The organism is Aeromonas bestiarum (assembly GCF_028751155.1).
Taxonomy (GTDB): Bacteria; Pseudomonadota; Gammaproteobacteria; order Enterobacterales; family Aeromonadaceae; genus Aeromonas; species Aeromonas bestiarum.
This window is the reverse complement of the sequence record NZ_CP064746.1, coordinates 1,309,763-1,326,656: the sequence shown is the minus strand read 5'-3', so window position 1 is coordinate 1,326,656 and position 16,894 is coordinate 1,309,763. Positions and strand designations below refer to the sequence as shown.

Sequence of the window (16,894 nt, the reverse complement as noted above, 5' to 3'; positions counted from 1 at the left end):
TCTCTTAAAATATTTGGCATAATTGAAAAGGTCTCAAGGGAATGAAACGCATAATCGATCTGTCTAATAAAGAAGCAAGAAGCCATTTCTTGAAAGGAAGTAGTTATTTTAATGGAGACATGCCGAACTACATTAGTTTTGAGCCAATATTAACTGCAGTTTCAGATGTACTCTGCGGTAATAATTTCTCTCAATACAAGGCTAGTAATCCGGCTGAATATCCGGATGTGAATTACAACTTCATTGCAAATAAAGATGGTAGATTTGCTTGGCGGCCCTATGAGCTCATGCATCCAGTAATCTACGTCTCGCTAGTAAACGTTATTTGTGAGGAAAATAACTGGAAATTAATACAGTCCCGTGTTGCTGAATTTGAGGATGGTATTGTCGATTGTTGCAGCGCACCAGTAATGTCAGTTGACCAACAGACCGACGTTGCGACTCAGATAAAGAGCTGGTGGCAAGCCGTTGAGCAACGATCTTTAATTTACTCTTTGGAATTTAGCCATCTTCTTCATACTGATGTCACCGATTGCTATGGCTCGTTGTACACACATAGCATTGCTTGGGCCATTCATGGTCTTGAAGAAGCAAAAAAGAACAAGAATAATAAAAAATTACTCGGGAATAAAATAGATTTTCATATTCAATCTAGCCGTTATGGGCAGACAAATGGAATTGCTCAGGGTTCTGTTTTAATGGATTTTATTGCTGAGATCGTACTGGGGTATGTCGACAAATTAATAGATGAAGAACTGGGTGATTGTTCCGATATACGAATTCTCCGCTATAGAGATGACTATCGCATTTTTGCAAATAATGATGAAAGAGCAGAGGCTGTTCTTAAGGTTGTAAGCGATAAATTAAGAAGTGTAGGAATGAAGTTAGGAGTATCAAAGACTATTTCCTCCAGAAATATAGTTGAAGGCTCTGTCAAACCTGATAAGCTCGCTGGCATTGAGTTCCAAGATCTTGGAACAACAAATGCAAAAACCATTCAAAAACAGTTAATGAGGCTCCATGCTTTCGGTCAACGATATCCAAATAGTGGAGCACTCAGGCGCCTTATGGGTGATTTTCATAACAGTATCGCTAAGCAAACGGTAAGTCCCGATGATCTCGAAGTTCAAGTAGCTATTGCAACTGACATCGCCAATCTTTCACCAGCAACATTTCCAGCAGTTGCTGGCATTTTAAGTCATCTAATTTCCTTATCATCTATCGAAAATAAGACTCTGTTATGGAAGAAGGTTCGAGATAAAATGAAGCGTGTTCCATATAATGGTTATCTTGAAATATGGCTGCAACGAGTAATCCAACCGAAGGCTGTAGGAATTCATTTCGATAGTGATGAGCCTATATGTCAAATAGTAAATGGTAATTCCCCTAACTTGTGGGCATGTGGATGGATTGCAAGCGATAAACTAAAAAATGCCATGGATGTTAAAAACATTTTAGTGGCTTCTGTGGCTGAAGCCACGGAAGTTATTGAGCCGCAGGAAATAGAATTATTCAAGCAGAATGCTTGGGCTTACTAGCAGAGATAAAATCGAGGTCACCGACCTTTTTAGCCAGTCGTGACTTGACTGGCTAACGATTTAACTCACTATAATTCCAACCAATACTCCCTTTCAATCCCCACTCCGGAACGTTGGAAACCAACAGCCGTTCTAACTTAAATTCACGTCAATACAAAAAATCCCCCGTTACCGGGGGATTTTTATTTCTATCGGTTATATCACTCAGCTCAGCGACTTAACCCACCAAAAACGCCCTTAACCGGGCAAACTCGGCTGGCAGGTTATGGGACAGCAGCGGCAGCACGGCGTGCTTGGCCAGGGGCCCCGGCAGCGGCACATCCAACCCCAGGATCGCGTCCACCGACTCTTTGAATTTGGCGGGATGAGCGGTGCAGAGGAAGACCCCCACTTCGTCCTCAGCCAGCTGTTCGCCCAGCAGATCCCAGGCGATGGCGCCGTGGGGCTCGCACAGGTAATCCAGCTGGTGCAGGCGCTGCAACGCATCGCGGGTCTGGGCGTCGTCACGCATGCCCGAGCCCAGGGTTTCCAGCGCCCAGCCTTCGCGGCGGCACAGCTCCTCTACCCTAGGCCAGTTGTTGGGGCGGCTCACGTCCATGGCGTTGGAGAGGGTCGCGACCGTCTGGTGCGGCTCCCACTGGCCGGATTTGAGGTAGCGCGGCACCGTATCGTTGGCGTTGGTGGCGGCGATAAAGCGCTTCACCGGCAGCCCCAGCGCCTTGGCAATCAGGCCCGCTGTCAGGTTGCCGAAGTTGCCGGACGGCACGCTGATGACCGCCTTGGCGCGATCCACTTTCGGCAACTGGGCCAAGGCCTCGAAGTAGTAGCAGACCTGAGCCAGCAAGCGGCTGATATTGATGGAGTTGGCGGAGTTCAGGCCGATAGCCTTTTTCAACTCCTCGTCGTCGAACGCATCTTTCACCAGCGCCTGACAGGCGTCGAAGTCGCCGTCGATGGCGATGGTGTGGATGTTGCCGCCCAGGGTGCAGAACAGCGCCTCCTGCAGGGGGCTGATCTTGCCCTTGGGGTAGAGGATCACCACCTCGATCCCCTCCAGCCCGTAGAAGGCGTGGGCCACGGCGGCGCCTGTGTCACCGGAGGTAGCGGTGAGTATGGTGATCTTGTCGTTGGTTCTGAACGCAGCCAGACACTGTGCCATAAAGCGGCCGCCGAAGTCCTTGAACGCCAGGGTCGGACCGTGGAACAGCTCAAGGGCATAAGTCCCGTCTTTCAATTTCACCAGGGGCGCCGGGAAGGTGAAGGCGGCGTCGATCAGCTCGCTCACCTTGGCCGCAGGCACCTCGTCCCCCAGCAGGTGGCTGATGATGCGCGCGGAGCGCTCGGCCAGCGGCAAGTCCAGCAGGGCATCCACATCGGCCAGCGGTGCAATCACCTCGGGGAAGAAGAGCCCCTGATCGCGGCCCAGCCCCTGACGCACCGCCTGCGCGAAGCTCACCTGTTCACTCTTGTCCTTGATATTGTAAAGATTCATAGCTCGCTTCCTGTTACCCGTGCCCCGGCCATGTCCAGTTTGCAGACCCGGGCAAATCCATCTTCGTTCTGCACAAAATGTGCATCCATCCAATCCTTCATGCGCTCGGCCTGGGCCAGATCCTTCATCACCACGAAGACGCTGGGGCCCGAGCCCGAGATGCCGGTGGCCAGCGCCCCGTTCTGGGCCGCCTGGGCCCGCACCTCGTTGAAACCTTCGATCAGCGCCGCGCGGTAGGGTTCGGCAATCACGTCTTTCAATACGCTGGCGGCCAGCCCCTCCTGCCCTGTGTAGCTGGCGTGCACAAACGCCGCCAGCCGGCGGCCATAGGTGAGGCAGTCTTGGCGGCGATACTGAGCCGGCAGTATGGCGCGGGCAGCGGCGGTGGAGACGACTGTGCCCGGATAGCAGACCACCCAGTACCACTGCTCGAACACCGGAATGCCCTGGCTGATGACGCCGTGCTCTTCCAGCACCAGCTGCATGCCGCCGAGATAGCAGGGGGCCACGTTGTCGTAGTGGACCGAGCCGGAGATCTTGCCTTCCATCTCCCCCATCAGCAGCAGCAGGTCGTGCTCATTGAGCGGCGCGCCGTGGAAGGCGTTGAGGCCTTCGAGTGCCGCCACCACGCTGCAGGCGCTGGAGCCCAGGCCCGAGCCCACCGGCAGGTTCTTCTCCAGCACCATTTCGAGGGGCTTGAGACCAAGGCCACGCTTCTCCAGCGCCTCGCCATAGGCGAGCCAGCAGTCATGGAGGATGTTCTTTTTCGGATCGTCCGGCAGCTTGTGGGCGTAGCGGCCCACGGAAGAGAGGGCAAAGGGCACGTCAGCCGCCTTCACCTGGACGCGATCCCCCAACAGGGAGCCATCCACGGGGGCGAGCGCCGCCCCCAACACATCGAATCCCACGCTCAGGTTGGCGCTGGAGGCCGGGGCATAGGCGACCACGCTGCCGCCCTGCGCCATGGCATCTTGTTCAAAATCGGGGTTCATCGCTGAACTCATGTTACAACTCCTGCTTCCAGTTCTGGGTGCGCAGCACGTCGGCGAAGACGCCAGCGGCAGTCACTTCGGTACCGGCGCCATAGCCGCGCAGCACCAGCGGGATCGGCTGGTAGTAGGTGGAGAAGAAGGCGAGCGCGTTCTCCCCGTCTTTTACCTTGAACAGCGGCTCGTCGGCGCCGACCGCCTTGATGGCGACCTTGCACTTGCCACCCTCGATGGAGCCCACGTAGCGCAGCACCTTGCCCTCGCTCTGGGCTGCCGCGAACTGGTCGCGGAACCAGCCGTCAGCTTCCGGCAGGCGGGCCATGAAGGCTTCCACATCGTCGCTCACATCAAAGCCCGGCGGCAGTGCCTGCTCTACCTCGACATCGGAGAGCTCCAGCGCCATACCGGCCTCGCGGGCCAAGATCAGCAGCTTGCGCGCCACATCCATGCCGTTGAGATCGTCGCGGGGATCCGGCTCGGTGAAGCCGTTGCCGCGGGCAATCTTGGTCGCCTCGGAGAAAGCCATACCCTCGTCCAGCTTGCCGAAGATAAAGGAGAGCGAACCGGACAGCACGCCGTCGAAGGCGCGCAGCTTGTCGCCGGCCTTGATGAGGTTTTGCAGGTTCTCGATGACCGGCAGGCCGGCGCCGACGTTGGTCTCGTACAGGAACTTGCGGCGAGTCTGGCGAGCGGTGCGACGTAGCGCCTTGTAGTAATCGAGCGACCCGGTATTGGCCTTCTTGTTCGGGGTGACCACGTGGAAACCGGCGGCCAGGAAGTCAGCGTACTGGACGGCGACGGCCTCAGAGGAGGTGCAATCCACGATCACCGGGTTGATGAGGTGGCTCTCTTCCACCAGCTTTTGCACCGCTTCCAGACTGAAGCTGTCACGGGCCTCCACCAGCTGTTCACGCCAGTTGGCGAGGTTCAGCCCATCCTTGTTGACCGCCATCTGACGGCTGTTGGCGATGCCGACCACCCGCAGGCCAGTGCCCTGCTCGGCCAGCACGGGTTGCTGGCGGGCTATCTGATCCACCAGGGCCGCGCCGACGCCGCCGACACCGACCACGAAGAGGTCGATGAACTGCTGACTGCCGAAGAAGTTCTGGTGGCAGGCCTTGATGGCTTCCGCCACCTTGCGATCCCGCACCACGGCGGAGATGGAGCGCTCGCTCGACCCTTGTGCGATGGCGACGATGTTGATGGAGGCCTGCGCCAGCGAGGTGAAGAAGCGCGCCGCCATCCCCTTGCTGGTGCGCATGCCGTCACCGATCAGGGAGATGATGGCGAGATCGCTCATGATCTCCAGCGGATCCAGCAGCTGGTTCTTGAACTCCAGCTCGAACTCGCGCTCCAGCACCTTGCGGGTCTTGTCGCTGTCATAGCTGTGGATACAGAAGCTGACGCTGTACTCGGAGGATGACTGGGTGATGAGGACGATACTGACCCCGGCGCGGGAGACGGCGGAGAAGATGCGGCCGGCCATGCCGACCATGCCCTTCATGCCGGGGCCGGAGACGTTGAACATGCACATGCCGGAGAGATCCGAGATGGCTTTCACCTTCAGGTCGTCATCCCCCTGCTCGACGCCAATCAAGGTGCCCGGCCCCTGCGGGTTGAAGCTGTTCTTGATGAGGCAGGGAATGTGGAACTGGGCCACGGGGGCTATGGTTTTCGGGTGCAGCACCTTGGCGCCAAAATACGAGAGCTCCATCGCCTCTTTATAGGAGAGGGTTTTCAGCAGGTAGGCATCCGGCACCAGGCGCGGGTCGCAATTGTAGCAACCTTCCACGTCGGTCCAGATCTCGCAGCACTCGGCATCGACGCAGGCGGCCAGCACGGCGGCGGAGTAATCCGACCCATTGCGGCCCAGCAACACGGTTTCGCCCTTGTCGCTGCCACCGGTGAAGCCCGGCATCAGGTAGAGGCAATCGGAACGCAGGCCCTTGGCGGCGAAGCGCAGGCGGGAGGCCTCGATGTCGACGTGGGCTTCCAGGTAGCCGCCGTCGGTGGCCAACAGTTGCTCCGGTACTATGATATCCAGCTCGAGGCCGCGCACTCGCAGCAACTCGTGCATGAAGGCGATGGAGAGGTTCTCGCCGCGGCTCAGGATGCGGGCCTGCACGTTGTCCGGGCAGAGCCCGAGCAGGCGGATGCCCTGCATCAGCCGCTCCACCTGATCCAGTTCGCTGGTCAGGCGCGCCTGCAGCGCCTTGTCATCCAGCGCCGGATAGGCCGCCTTCAAGCCGGCCAGCAGGCGGGAGAAGATGCCGTTGATTTCAAACAGGGTGGAACTGGCATCCATGCCGCGACTGGTCTGCTCCACCAGGGCGACCAGGTGATTGGTCACCTTGGCCGGTGCTGACAGCACCAGGGCAACCTGGGATTGGCCGTGGGTATTGACCGCGATATCGGCTACCCGTAAAAAACGCTCTGCGTCGGCCAGTGACGACCCGCCAAACTTCAACACTCTCATCGCTTATCTCCCTGTGAACCCTGCAAATTGATCTGAAAACGGTCTAAAAACAACTCAACAAAAAGGCCCGTACTGGGTGGGTACGGGCCTTTTCTGATTTCTGTGCTTGTTCGTCAGCGCATCAACCGGCCCCAGTGCCACCTGTGGTGGTACCGGTAATAATGGTGGTGGTGATGACGTTGGTGAATAACTGCATGACGAACACTCTTGAACGAAGCTGGCTTTTAGCAATACCGCGCCGACAGCAAGGCTGTCAACCTAAACCTCTTTGCCGAGTTTGCGGGCGAGGTCTTTGCAGAGCAGATGGAGCATATTCAAATCCCGCTGCGGCAGCATGGGCACTCGGTCCATCACCCATTGATGCAGTTTTTCATCCTGCGAAACACCGAGCTCACCGAGAATTTCTGCTGTTTTGTGTTTCAGTACACGAACCTGCCCGGCGTTATCAACATTTTCTGCTAGCACCTCGGGTTCATCGAGCAACTGACTCAGCTCGTAGGCGTACAGCATGATCGCCTGCCCGAGGTTCAGGGATGGGTAGCTCACCTTGAGCGGCAGGTAGCTCAGCAGGTCGGCGTGGGCCAGCTGCTCATTGGAGAGGCCGGACTCCTCGCAGCCAAAGACGATGGCGACCTTGCCGAGCGAGGGCTTGGCGCGGATCTGCTCGCGGATCTCCCCCGGGGTGAGGTAGTGCTGATAGCGGCCGCGCTGACGGGCCGTGGTGGCGATCACCAGATCCATGTCGGCAAGCGCCTCCGGCAGGGTGTCGAATGCCTCTGCGTTGGTCAAAATGTCCTGCGCCCCGTGGGCTACCCAGCTCGCCTCCTCCTCTTCGTGTACCCGGCTCGCCACCAGTCGCATGGCATCGAAGCCCATGGTTTTCATGGCGCGGGCAGCGGCCCCGACATTGGGTGCCCGGGCAGGCGCCACCAGCACAAAATAGAGTTTCATTGGGTTTCCTCTTGGGCAGGCCGACCGCTCGAACAGGCGGTAAATGGTCGGCAAAACAGGGGCGCAATCTACCGTTTATCCCCCGAAATTGCCACTTGAACAGACGTTTGAATGTTGCCATAGTGGCCAGACGTGTGAACAAACAGCCAGCCATTCTCGGCATGAATGCCGCGAGGGATTGAGCGCTTGCAGGGCAAGGACAGGACGACAGACCAGCCCCGGACTCAGCCGCCATACCGGCCGACACATCACAAGGAAGAGAGAGATGCAGCAGCCATTGGAACAGGCCGTCGCCGAGACTATCTTGCAGCGCTTCGAGTCGTTTTACAGCCGATTTCTCGAGATAACCCAGGGCAGCAAGAGCCGCTTCGAGAACAGCGACTGGCTGGGAGTGCAGCTCGCCGGGCGCGAGCGCATTCGCCTCTACGACCACCACGTGGGCGCCACCACGGCCCTGATCAAGCAGATGATGGGGGAGCATCACGCCACTCAGGAGCTGCTCAAGCGGGTAAAGGGCGCCTTCAGCGATCTGCTGCCCCGCTGTGACAACTTCGAGGTAGCGGAGTCCTTCTTCAACTCCGTCTATCGCCGCATCTTCCGCCATCGCAACATTCGCGACGAGAACCTCTACATCCACCCGTTTCGCAGCCGGGGAGAGCATCCCGACTTGAGCGCCCTGCTGCGGGTCTATCGCACCGATCTGGCCCACCTGCCGCAGACCCTGAGCCAGATGCTGGGGGATTACAGCTTCACCCTCCCCTACGAGGACAAGCAGCGCGACATTGTCGACATCCACCGCCATCTTGCCGAGAACGGCCCGCAGATCCTGCATGAAGAGCCGTTCGCCATCGAGCTGCTCAAGGAGGTGTTCTACCGCAACAAGGGGGCTTATCTGGTGGGGCTTATTCGGGTGAAGGGACAGGTATTCCCCTTCATTCTGCCGCTGCTCAGCACAGGCCAGAGCATCTATGTGGATACCGTCATCTTCGAGCCTGAGCTGGCTTCCATCGTATTCGGTTTCGCCCGCGCCTACTTCATGGTCTACGCCCCCGTGCCGGCGCTGTTTGTGGTGTTTCTGCGCCAGATCATGCCCCACAAGCCCGATTACGAGATCTACAACGCCATCGGCTGCCAGAAGCACGGCAAGACAGAACTCTATCGTCACTATCAGCAGCACCTGGCCCAGAGCCGGGAGCAGTTCGTCATAGCCCCCGGCATCAAGGGGATGGTGATGAGCGTGTTCACCCTCCCCTCCTATGACGTTGTGTTCAAGGTGATAAAAGACGAGTTCACCCCGCCCAAGGACGTGAGCCACGAGCAGGTGAAGGCCAAGTACCGGCTGGTAAAGCAGCACGATAGGGTCGGTCGCATGGCCGACACCCAGGAGTTCACCAACTTCGAGTTTCCCCTGGATCGCATCTCCCCCGAGCTGCTCACCGAGCTGAAAACGGTGGCCCCCTCGGCGCTCACCATCACCAGCGACAAGCTGGTGATCAAGCACCTCTACACAGAGCGCAAGATGATCCCGCTCAACCTCTATCTGGACAAGGCGGACGAGCAGCAGACCCGGCTCGCATTGGAGGAGTACGGCAACGCCATCAAACAGCTGGCGGCGGCCAACATCTTCCCCGGCGACATGCTGTTCAAGAACTTCGGCGTCACCCGCCACGGCCGGGTGGTCTTCTACGACTACGACGAGATCTGCTACATGACGGAGTGCAACTTCCGCCAGATCCCGCCACCGCGCTACCCGGAAGATGAATGGAGCGCCGAGCCCTGGTATTCGGTGGCCCCCAACGACATCTTCCCCGAGGAGTTCGCCACCTTCCTGCTGCAAAAGCCCCAGGTGCGGGAGATCATGATGCAGCTGCACAAGGAGATGTTCGACGCCAACTACTGGAAGATGCTGCAGAGCAACATCAAGGTGGGGGTGTTCGAGGATGTCTATCCCTATCGACGCAAGAAGCGCTTCAAGTTCCAGCGGGGGGGATGAGGATTAGCTCGTGGCGCCTTGCCGGTGACTCAAGATGCGATGCTTGCTGGCACAAGCCGCAAAACGGCATTGAAAAAGGGACGCCGCGGCGTCCCTTGCTGATCGCGGCTGCCTGCTCGCGCTACGACAGCCTCTGACAGGAATATCAGTTACTTGGCGGCCGGCATGGCATCGAAGGTGAGCAGCGCCACCTTGTTGGCATCACTCAGCACCAGCTGTTGGCCGCTGACCTTGAAGGTTGCCACCTTCTCCAGTTTCTGCAGATAGAGCATCTCCTTGCCGGCCAGATCGCCCATGCACATCATGCGGGTCGAGCCCATGGCCCCCAGCGTCAATACACCGTCACCCTGCTGGGTGATGCCGCCAAAATAGCGGTTGCAGCCGCCCTTGCCCGCCACCTTGTCACCCGCAACCTGCAGGGTGAAGGTATCGCCGCTCGCCCCCTGCAGCTGCCAGGTGGAGGCTTGCAGTTGAGCCAGATTGGAACCAGTTGCCATGGCGCAGCCTCCCAGTGCCAGTGCGGCCAGCAGGGTCAGTTTCTTGTTCATGGGTTCACCTCTTGATGTGAGAGAAATAGGGGAAGGAAAGTGATGATGGTGGCCTGTTTATCATGAGTCGGCGGCAGATTAAAACTGTTTTATTGTGATCTGGGTTGCCTTTACTAGCAGCTGGCATGTGCCATGCTTGTATTCCTGTTCCGGACCCAGGGAGGGGAAAAGAATGGTCAAACCACTCATCATCGCACTCGCTTCATGCCTCAGCCTCGGTGCCCAGGCCGCCGACTGGGATTTCCTCAAGAGCGAGGCAAACAGCCAGCTCTACGTAAAAAGCTATTCCGGCGTGCTGCTCGGCAGCCAGTCCCATCACAGCGACAATTTCGATCTCTGGCTCATCAACACCGGCTACCAGTATCCGGTACAGGATGATGTCAGCCTCTACATGGAAGCCGGGCCGGCTGTGGGTACCCACAGCGAGCAGACTGGCTTCAATATCAGCTCGGGGGTGCGTTATCAGCTCTCCCCCTCGCTGAACATCGGCAGCCAGCTCAAGCAGCTGGAAGTGAACAAGGCCAGCACACTGCTGGAGCTCAACACCAGCCTGCTGCTCACCCCGCAGCTGGCCATCACGGCCAACTATGGCGTCAGCGCCTTCAGCACGGAACAGTCCCTCAGCATAGGCGTCGGCCTCAACTTCTGACCGCTCAGATGAGCCGGGTGGCGCTCACCAGTACGCCGTTGAGGTCGGCGTAGACGTAGTCACCCGGATGTATGGTCATCCCGGCAAACGACACCACGGCATCCAGCTCACCCTGACCCCGCTTCTCGGTCTTGACCGGGCAGGCCGCCAGCGCCTTGACCCCCAGCGCCAGCGTCGCCAAGGTGCCCACGTCGCGTACGGCGCCGTGGATCAGGATCCCCTCCCATCCCTGCTCCGCCGCCTTGATGGCCAGCTGATCACCGAGCAGGGCGCGGCGCAACGAACCACCGCCATCGATCACCATCACCCGCCCCTGGCCGGGCCGAGTGACCAGCTCCCGCACCAGGCTGTTGTCTTCATAGCAGGAGAGGGTAACCGCCTGGCCATAAAACAGCGGCTTGCCACCAAAATTGTGGAACAGCGGATCGGCCACTTGCAGGGCATCGCCGTGTTGATCGCAGAGGTCGGGCAGTAGATCCAGCATCATAAGCTTCCTTCCATGGACATGAATTCGCTCATTCTTTCATCAAGCCGGGTCTCTGACAATCCAGTGGGATTCAATTCTGCCCAGATGGAGAGGTATGCCTTTCATCAATACCGGCAACAACCAGAGCTCCCCCCGCTCCACCCAATAGAGGGCGTTCTGGCCGAAACGGGCTGCCAGATCGATGGCCTCAGCGCGGGAGGAAGCCAGCAACAGCGACGATTCACGCCAACTTTCATCGGGCGAGCTCCCCCAGCAGGGCCCCATGGCCATCATGCGGGGAGATGCCGCGATCACCCGCCAGAGAGCCCGCTGGCGCCGGGTATTACGACGCATTCCCACCTCGCGACTGGCCGGATTCCAGGCCGTCACTATGGCGTAGGCGGGCCATTGCGGCGCCGCAAAGGGTGCAATAAAACAAATTTTTCTGTAGTTTTCCCACAAATTCATGTCAACCACATGTTACATTCCATTACATTTTATAAGGGCGAAAATGGGGGCAACCCCAAGTATCATGCTGTGAACTCAGGGTTTGACCTATATCAAACCAGAGTTAAAAAGTTGCTATCTGACGGCAAAGAGTGTTGTTATGCGCCTGTTAACTGATAAAATGCAGCCACTTTTGTAATGGACTACCTTTCCAGGCTTCTCTCGATCAGACTTGTTGAGAGCCTATGTGTGGCACAGGGATGTTTGCCAACGCTGATGCCAAATTCGCGATAATCCGACCTGACATTCATACCCAGGATGACGTAATAAATTTTCAGGACCGGTCGGGTAACGCCAAAGAGTGTTAAAATTTAGATAACTAACTGATAAGAATCTGGGAATACTCATGCAAACACCACACATTCTGATCGTCGAAGACGAACTGGTCACCCGCAATACCCTGAAAAGCATCTTCGAGGCCGAAGGCTACATAGTGCTCGAAGCCAACAATGGCGACGAGATGCATCAAGCCCTGACCGCCCACACCATCAATCTGGTGATCATGGACATCAACCTGCCGGGCAAGAATGGCCTGCTGCTGGCACGCGAGCTGCGTGAAGATGACAACATAGCCCTGATGTTCCTGACCGGCCGTGACAATGAAGTGGACAAGATCCTGGGTCTGGAAATCGGCGCCGATGATTACATCACCAAGCCGTTCAACCCCCGTGAACTGACTATCCGTGCCCGCAACCTGCTGAGCCGCACCATGAATGTGGCCGCCGGTGGCGAAGAGAAGAAGCTGGTTGAACGTTACCTGTTCAACGGCTGGGCACTGGACATCAACAGCCGCGCACTGGTCAGCCCGGCTGGCGACATGTTCAAGCTGCCGCGCTCCGAATTCCGTGCCATGCTGCACTTCTGCGAAAACCCGGGCCAGATCCAGACCCGTGCCGAGCTGCTCAAGAAGATGACAGGCCGCGAGCTCAAGCCTCACGACCGTACCGTGGATGTCACCATACGCCGTATTCGCAAGCACTTCGAAAGCGTCAATGACACCCCGGAGATCATCGCCACCATACATGGCGAAGGCTACCGCTTCTGTGGTGAGCTGGAACAGGAATAATCCCTGCTCGTCGGATCCCAGTGTGGTAAGAGAGGCGCCGTTGGCGCCTCTTTCGTTTACGGCGATCGAGGCAAGCACAGCGGGCAACACCCGATGAGCCAGAAAACAAAAAGCCCACTCGCAGGAGTGGGCTTTTTGCATGAAAGCTGGAGCGGGCAGCGGGAATCGAACCCGCATCATCAGCTTGGAAGGCTGAGGTAATAGCCATTATACGATGCCCGCTAGGCATCAAAATCGCAGCAGATACCAGGCATCAAACGAACGTCGAGAAGCAGTGCGCTAATAACAAGACGGCTTGGTTACCGGGGATCAGAATGTGGAGCGGGTGATGGGAATCGAACCCACGTATGCAGCTTGGGAAGCTACCGTTCTACCATTGAACTACACCCGCGTCAGGGCCTCTACTATATGCATTTTGCCGCCGAGCGCAATCACCGCAGTGCTGTTTTTTACCATAAATCAAGCTGTTCGACCAACTAATGAGCAGCAAGCTGTTTTTTCCATCAAACATTTTCAACACCGGGAATTTACAAGGTTGCCAATGCCGGGGGCCGAGGATAGTCTTGCGCCACTCGACGCGAGGATGGTGGTAATGGACAAAAAAACTCAGAAACATCTCTATGGCTGGTTGCGCAACCAGTCGAGCCACGGCCGACGCTGGATCGGTCTCTCCATCGGCTTTGGTCTGGGTCAGGGCATACTGATGGTGGCACAGGCCTGGTTGCTGGCGACCCTGTTGCATGGCTTCATCATAGAGGGAGCCACTCCGGAACAATCCATTCCCCTCTTCATTACCCTGCTGCTGGTGACCCTGACCAAGGCCGCGCTGGCCTATGGCCGTGAAGTGACCAGCTTCAAGGCGGGCAGCGCGGTGCGCCAGGCCATTCGCGAGCTGGTGCTTACCCGTCTCGGCCGGCTCGGCCCGGCCTATATCCAGCGACGCCCGGCCGGCAGCTGGGCCAGCCTGCTGCTGGAACAGATTGAAAACATGCAGGATTTCTTCTCCCGTTATCTGCCGCAGATGGCCATTGCCGTCTTTATTCCCGTGGTGATCCTGGTGGCCGTGTTCCCGGTCAACTGGGCGGCGGGTCTGATCCTGCTGGGCACTGCGCCCCTCATTCCGCTGTTCATGATCCTGGTGGGGGTGGGCGCCGCCGATGCCAACCGCCGCAACTTCCAGGCGCTGGCACGCCTCTCCGGCCACTTCCTCGATCGCCTGAAGGGGCTGCGCACCCTGCAGCTCTTCATGCGCACCCAGGCGGAAGGGGATGCCATTCGCGATGCCTCGGAAGATTTTCGCGAACGCACCATGGAGGTGCTGCGCCTCGCTTTCCTGAGCACGGCCGTGCTGGAATTCTTCGCCGCCATCTCGGTGGCGCTGGTGGCTGTCTACTTCGGTTTCTCCTACATAGATCACCTGAACTTCGGCCACTATGGCACCAAGGTCACCCTGTTTACCGGCCTGTTCGTGCTCTTCCTCGCCCCCGAGTTCTACGCCCCGCTGCGCGAGCTTGGCGCCCACTACCACGCCAAGGCGCAGGCTATAGGCGCGGCCGAGCAGTTGCTGGAATTCCTCGAGGCCGACGTGAGCGAGCCAGCCTCTGGCAAGGCTCCTTTCCATGCCGACACCCCCATCAAGGTCGAAGCCAAAGACCTTGAAGTGCTGAGTGCCGAAGGCAAGGTGCTGGTCGGCCCCATCGACTTCACCCTGGAGGCGGGTTCACGCACGGCACTCATCGGTGTCAGCGGCGCCGGCAAGAGCTCGCTGGTCAACGCCCTGCTCGGCTTTGCCCCCTATCGTGGTGAACTCAAGGTCAACGGCCAGGAGCTGGCCAGCCTCGACATGAGCCAGTGGCGACTGCAGCTGGGCTGGCTCTCCCAGAACCCGCAGCTGTTCCACGCCTCCTTGCGCGACAACCTGCTGCTGGCCAAGCCGTCAGCCAGCGATGCCGAGCTGGAAGCCACCCTGAAACGGGCACAGGCCTGGGAATTTGCCATGGAGAAGAGGCTCGACTATCCGGTCGGGGATCAGGCCGGCGGCCTCTCGGTCGGTCAGGCCCAGCGCCTCGCCCTGGCCCGTACCCTGCTCAAATCCACCCAGCTGATGGTACTGGATGAGCCCACCGCCAGCCTGGACCGCCACTCGGAGCGCGCCATCATGACCACGCTCGAACAGGCCGCGGCAGGCCAGACCCTGCTGATGATCACCCACCGCATCGATCAACTGACCAAGATGGACAAGATACTGGTGCTGGCGCGCGGCCAGCTGGTGGAGCAAGGCAACTTCCAGCAACTGAGCAGGGCGCAGGGCCCATTCGCCCGCCTCTTGTCCCAACACCCGGGGGATTCTCTCGATGACTGATCTATTGCCGTTTCTGCGCCTCTATCGTCAGCACTGGCTGAGCCTCTCGCTGGGCCTGCTGCTGGCCCTGGTGACCCTGGTGGCCGGCATGGGACTGCTGTCGCTCTCCGGCTGGTTCCTCTCCGCCGCCGCCGTAGCTGGGCTGGCCGTCGCCAGCCGTGATACCTTCAACTACATGACTCCGGCTGGCGGGGTACGTTTCTTCTCCATCATCCGTACCGCGGGTCGCTGGGGCGAGCGAGTGGTGAGCCACGACGCCACCTTCCGGGTGCTGACCCGGTTGCGGGTCTGGTTCTGGCAAAAGCTCTCGCCGCTCTCCACCGGCACCCTGGCCGGCTTTCGCCAGGCGGATCTGCTCAACCGGCTGGTAGCCGACATAGACGCCATGGATCACGTCTATCTGCGTCTGGTCACCCCCATAGGCGCGGCCCTGCTCAGCTGCGCCGGCCTGGTGTTCTTCCTCTCCTTCTTCGACGGCCGTCTCGCCCTGACTCTGGGCGCCATACTGCTGTTTGGCATGATAGCCCTGCCGCTGGTGTTCTACTTCCTCGGGCGCCAACCCGGTCGTCGGCTGATCGCCGAGAAATCGGCCATGCGTACCCGCATGGTGGACTATCTGGACGGTCAGGCCGAGCTGCAGATGTTTGCCGCCGCCCCCAAGGCGCTGACCGAGCTGAAACAGGCTGAACAGGCGCTGCTGACCGCCCAGGCCCGCATGGCCAGGGTGAGCGGCCTTGCCAACTTCTCGGTGCAGCTGCTCAGCGGCTGGACCCTGACTCTGATGCTCTGGCTGGCCGGCCACGGTGTGGCAGGTGCCGGGCCGGATCCCATCACGGCGCTGATGGTGTTTGCCACCCTGGCGAGCTTCGAGGCCTTGCTGCCGCTGGCGGGTGCCTTCCAGCACCTCTCCACCAGCCTCACCTCGGCCCGCCGTCTCAACGAGATACTGCAGGAGGCCAAGGCCCCCGAGTGGGGAGCCGAGCAGCAACACGCCAGCGTCGGCACCCTGCAGATAAGCGACCTCTATTTCGGCTATCCCGGCAACCCGCATCCTGTGCTGCGCGGTTGCACCCTGCAACTGCAGGCGGGCGAGAAGCTGGCGCTGCTGGGCCAGACAGGTTGCGGCAAGTCCACCCTGATGGGGCTGTTGACCCGGGAGTGGAGCCCGCAGGCGGGCAAGATCCTGCTCGATGGCAAGCCGCTCACCGACTACAGCGAAGGGGCGCTGCGCGCCTCGCTGTCGGTGGTGAGCCAGCGGGTTCACCTGTTTGCCGCCACCTTGCGCGACAACCTCAGGCTGGCGGCCCCGATGGCGTCTGACGAGCGGTTGACCGAGGTGCTGACCCAGGTCGGTCTGGCCAATCTGCTGGAGGATGACAACGGCCACAGCGACAGCGGACTGAACGCCTGGCTGGGAGACGGCGGTCGTCCGCTCTCCGGTGGTGAGCGACGCCGCATCGGCATCGCCCGCGCCCTGCTGCACGATGCCCCGCTCTGGCTGCTGGATGAGCCGACCGAGGGGCTCGACAGCCAGACCGAACGGGAGATCATGGACCTGTTGTTCAGACTGGGGGCGGATCGCTCCTTGCTGCTCATCTCCCACCGCCTGCTGGGGCTGGAACAGATGGACCGTATTGCCCTGATGGAAGAGGGGCAGATCCGCCTCTGCGCTCCCCATCACGAGTTGCTGGCCGATGATTACTACCGCAGCCTGCATCAGCGGCTGGCACCGGCATGATCGCAAGCACGGCAGAGGGGCGCACCTGCGCCCTTCTCACATCATGAATTGCTGGCCGATGATTACTACCGCAGCCTGCATCAACGGCTGGCACCGGCCTGATCGCAAGCACGGCAGAG

Annotated in this window: 13 protein-coding genes and 2 tRNA genes; 6 read left to right on the top strand and 9 right to left on the bottom strand. The window is 59.1% G+C overall.

Annotated features, from left to right (window positions below):
• Positions 1-41: 41 nt before the first annotated feature.
• Complete coding sequence (locus tag IU367_RS06420; RefSeq protein ID WP_274453741.1) at positions 42-1,538, top strand: RNA-directed DNA polymerase; 1,497 nt, start codon at positions 42-44, stop codon at positions 1,536-1,538.
• Positions 1,539-1,755: 217 nt separating this feature from the next.
• Here the strand turns inward: IU367_RS06420 and thrC are convergent, their stop codons facing one another.
• The 4 genes from thrC to IU367_RS06400 form a co-directional block, all read right to left on the bottom strand.
• The gene (thrC, locus tag IU367_RS06415) at positions 1,756-3,030 is read right to left on the bottom strand and encodes a threonine synthase (protein WP_274453740.1); all 1,275 of its coding nucleotides are present in this window, start codon (positions 3,028-3,030) and stop codon (positions 1,756-1,758) included.
• Positions 3,027-3,995 carry a homoserine kinase gene (gene thrB / locus IU367_RS06410; RefSeq protein ID WP_274454351.1) on the bottom strand — a complete coding sequence of 323 codons (969 nt, stop codon included), beginning with the start codon at positions 3,993-3,995 and terminating at the stop codon, positions 3,027-3,029. Before thrB ends, thrC begins: the two co-directional genes overlap by 4 nt.
• A 40-nt stretch (positions 3,996-4,035) precedes the next feature.
• Positions 4,036-6,495, bottom strand: a complete 2,460-nt coding sequence (gene thrA, locus IU367_RS06405) for a bifunctional aspartate kinase/homoserine dehydrogenase I (RefSeq protein WP_274453739.1) — start codon at positions 6,493-6,495, stop codon at positions 4,036-4,038.
• Positions 6,496-6,753: 258 nt separating this feature from the next.
• A complete protein-coding gene (locus IU367_RS06400) occupies positions 6,754-7,446 on the bottom strand; it encodes a tRNA/rRNA methyltransferase (RefSeq protein ID WP_274453738.1) in 693 nt (230 codons plus the stop codon).
• 265 nt (positions 7,447-7,711) lie between these two features.
• Between IU367_RS06400 and aceK the strand changes: the two genes are divergently transcribed.
• Entirely contained in the window at positions 7,712-9,439 is a 1,728-nt protein-coding gene (aceK, locus tag IU367_RS06395; protein WP_098983220.1) for a bifunctional isocitrate dehydrogenase kinase/phosphatase, read from the top strand.
• A 149-nt stretch (positions 9,440-9,588) separates the two neighbouring features.
• Here aceK and IU367_RS06390 read toward each other — a convergent pair whose 3' ends face one another.
• Positions 9,589-9,987 carry an META domain-containing protein gene (locus tag IU367_RS06390; protein ID WP_042871037.1) on the bottom strand — a complete coding sequence of 133 codons (399 nt, stop codon included), beginning with the start codon at positions 9,985-9,987 and terminating at the stop codon, positions 9,589-9,591.
• A 172-nt stretch (positions 9,988-10,159) separates the two neighbouring features.
• Here IU367_RS06390 and IU367_RS06385 point away from each other — a divergent pair, with 172 nt between their 5' ends.
• Positions 10,160-10,636: a hypothetical protein gene (locus IU367_RS06385; RefSeq protein WP_042871036.1), complete on the top strand. Its 477-nt coding sequence runs from the start codon at positions 10,160-10,162 to the stop codon at positions 10,634-10,636.
• Between the two features lie 4 nt (positions 10,637-10,640).
• On the opposite strand, the gene IU367_RS06380 is transcribed toward IU367_RS06385, so the two are convergent.
• Together IU367_RS06380 and IU367_RS06375 are read right to left on the bottom strand one after the other, a co-directional pair.
• Positions 10,641-11,120: a putative 4-hydroxy-4-methyl-2-oxoglutarate aldolase gene (locus IU367_RS06380; RefSeq protein ID WP_098985066.1), complete on the bottom strand. Its 480-nt coding sequence runs from the start codon at positions 11,118-11,120 to the stop codon at positions 10,641-10,643.
• Positions 11,121-11,162: 42 nt separating this feature from the next.
• On the bottom strand, positions 11,163-11,579 hold the full coding sequence (locus IU367_RS06375) for a DUF3293 domain-containing protein (protein ID WP_098983218.1): 417 nt from the start codon (positions 11,577-11,579) through the stop codon (positions 11,163-11,165).
• 376 nt (positions 11,580-11,955) lie between these two features.
• On the opposite strand from IU367_RS06375, the gene arcA reads away from it, so the two are divergent.
• Positions 11,956-12,675, top strand: a complete 720-nt coding sequence (gene arcA, locus IU367_RS06370; protein WP_010633329.1) for a two-component system response regulator ArcA — start codon at positions 11,956-11,958, stop codon at positions 12,673-12,675.
• Positions 12,676-12,822: 147 nt separating this feature from the next.
• Here arcA and IU367_RS06365 read toward each other — a convergent pair.
• A tRNA-Gly gene (locus IU367_RS06365) sits at positions 12,823-12,897 on the bottom strand.
• Positions 12,898-12,992: 95 nt separating this feature from the next.
• Positions 12,993-13,066, bottom strand: a tRNA-Gly gene (locus IU367_RS06360).
• A gap of 201 nt (positions 13,067-13,267) precedes the next feature.
• On the opposite strand from IU367_RS06360, the gene cydD reads away from it, so the two are divergent.
• Together cydD and cydC are read left to right on the top strand one after the other, a co-directional pair.
• Positions 13,268-15,037 carry a heme ABC transporter permease/ATP-binding protein CydD gene (gene cydD, locus IU367_RS06355; RefSeq protein ID WP_274453737.1) on the top strand — a complete coding sequence of 590 codons (1,770 nt, stop codon included), beginning with the start codon at positions 13,268-13,270 and terminating at the stop codon, positions 15,035-15,037.
• Complete coding sequence (gene cydC / locus IU367_RS06350; protein WP_098983212.1) at positions 15,030-16,775, top strand: heme ABC transporter ATP-binding protein/permease CydC; 1,746 nt, start codon at positions 15,030-15,032, stop codon at positions 16,773-16,775. Before cydD ends, cydC begins: the two co-directional genes overlap by 8 nt.
• Positions 16,776-16,894: the final 119 nt, after the last annotated feature.

Coding starts and splice junctions, on each gene's coding strand:
- thrA (WP_274453739.1), bottom strand. CDS start 6,495: ATGAGAGTGTTGAAGTTTGGCGGGTCGTCACTGGCCGACGCAGAGCGT.
- cydD (WP_274453737.1), top strand. CDS start 13,268: ATGGACAAAAAAACTCAGAAACATCTCTATGGCTGGTTGCGCAACCAG.
- cydC (WP_098983212.1), top strand. CDS start 15,030: ATGACTGATCTATTGCCGTTTCTGCGCCTCTATCGTCAGCACTGGCTG.
- thrB (WP_274454351.1), bottom strand. CDS start 3,995: ATGGCGCAGGGCGGCAGCGTGGTCGCCTATGCCCCGGCCTCCAGCGCC.
- IU367_RS06400 (WP_274453738.1), bottom strand. CDS start 7,446: ATGAAACTCTATTTTGTGCTGGTGGCGCCTGCCCGGGCACCCAATGTC.
- IU367_RS06380 (WP_098985066.1), bottom strand. CDS start 11,120: ATGCTGGATCTACTGCCCGACCTCTGCGATCAACACGGCGATGCCCTG.
- IU367_RS06385 (WP_042871036.1), top strand. CDS start 10,160: ATGGTCAAACCACTCATCATCGCACTCGCTTCATGCCTCAGCCTCGGT.
- IU367_RS06390 (WP_042871037.1), bottom strand. CDS start 9,987: ATGAACAAGAAACTGACCCTGCTGGCCGCACTGGCACTGGGAGGCTGC.
- aceK (WP_098983220.1), top strand. CDS start 7,712: ATGCAGCAGCCATTGGAACAGGCCGTCGCCGAGACTATCTTGCAGCGC.
- IU367_RS06420 (WP_274453741.1), top strand. CDS start 42: ATGAAACGCATAATCGATCTGTCTAATAAAGAAGCAAGAAGCCATTTC.
- thrC (WP_274453740.1), bottom strand. CDS start 3,030: ATGAATCTTTACAATATCAAGGACAAGAGTGAACAGGTGAGCTTCGCG.
- arcA (WP_010633329.1), top strand. CDS start 11,956: ATGCAAACACCACACATTCTGATCGTCGAAGACGAACTGGTCACCCGC.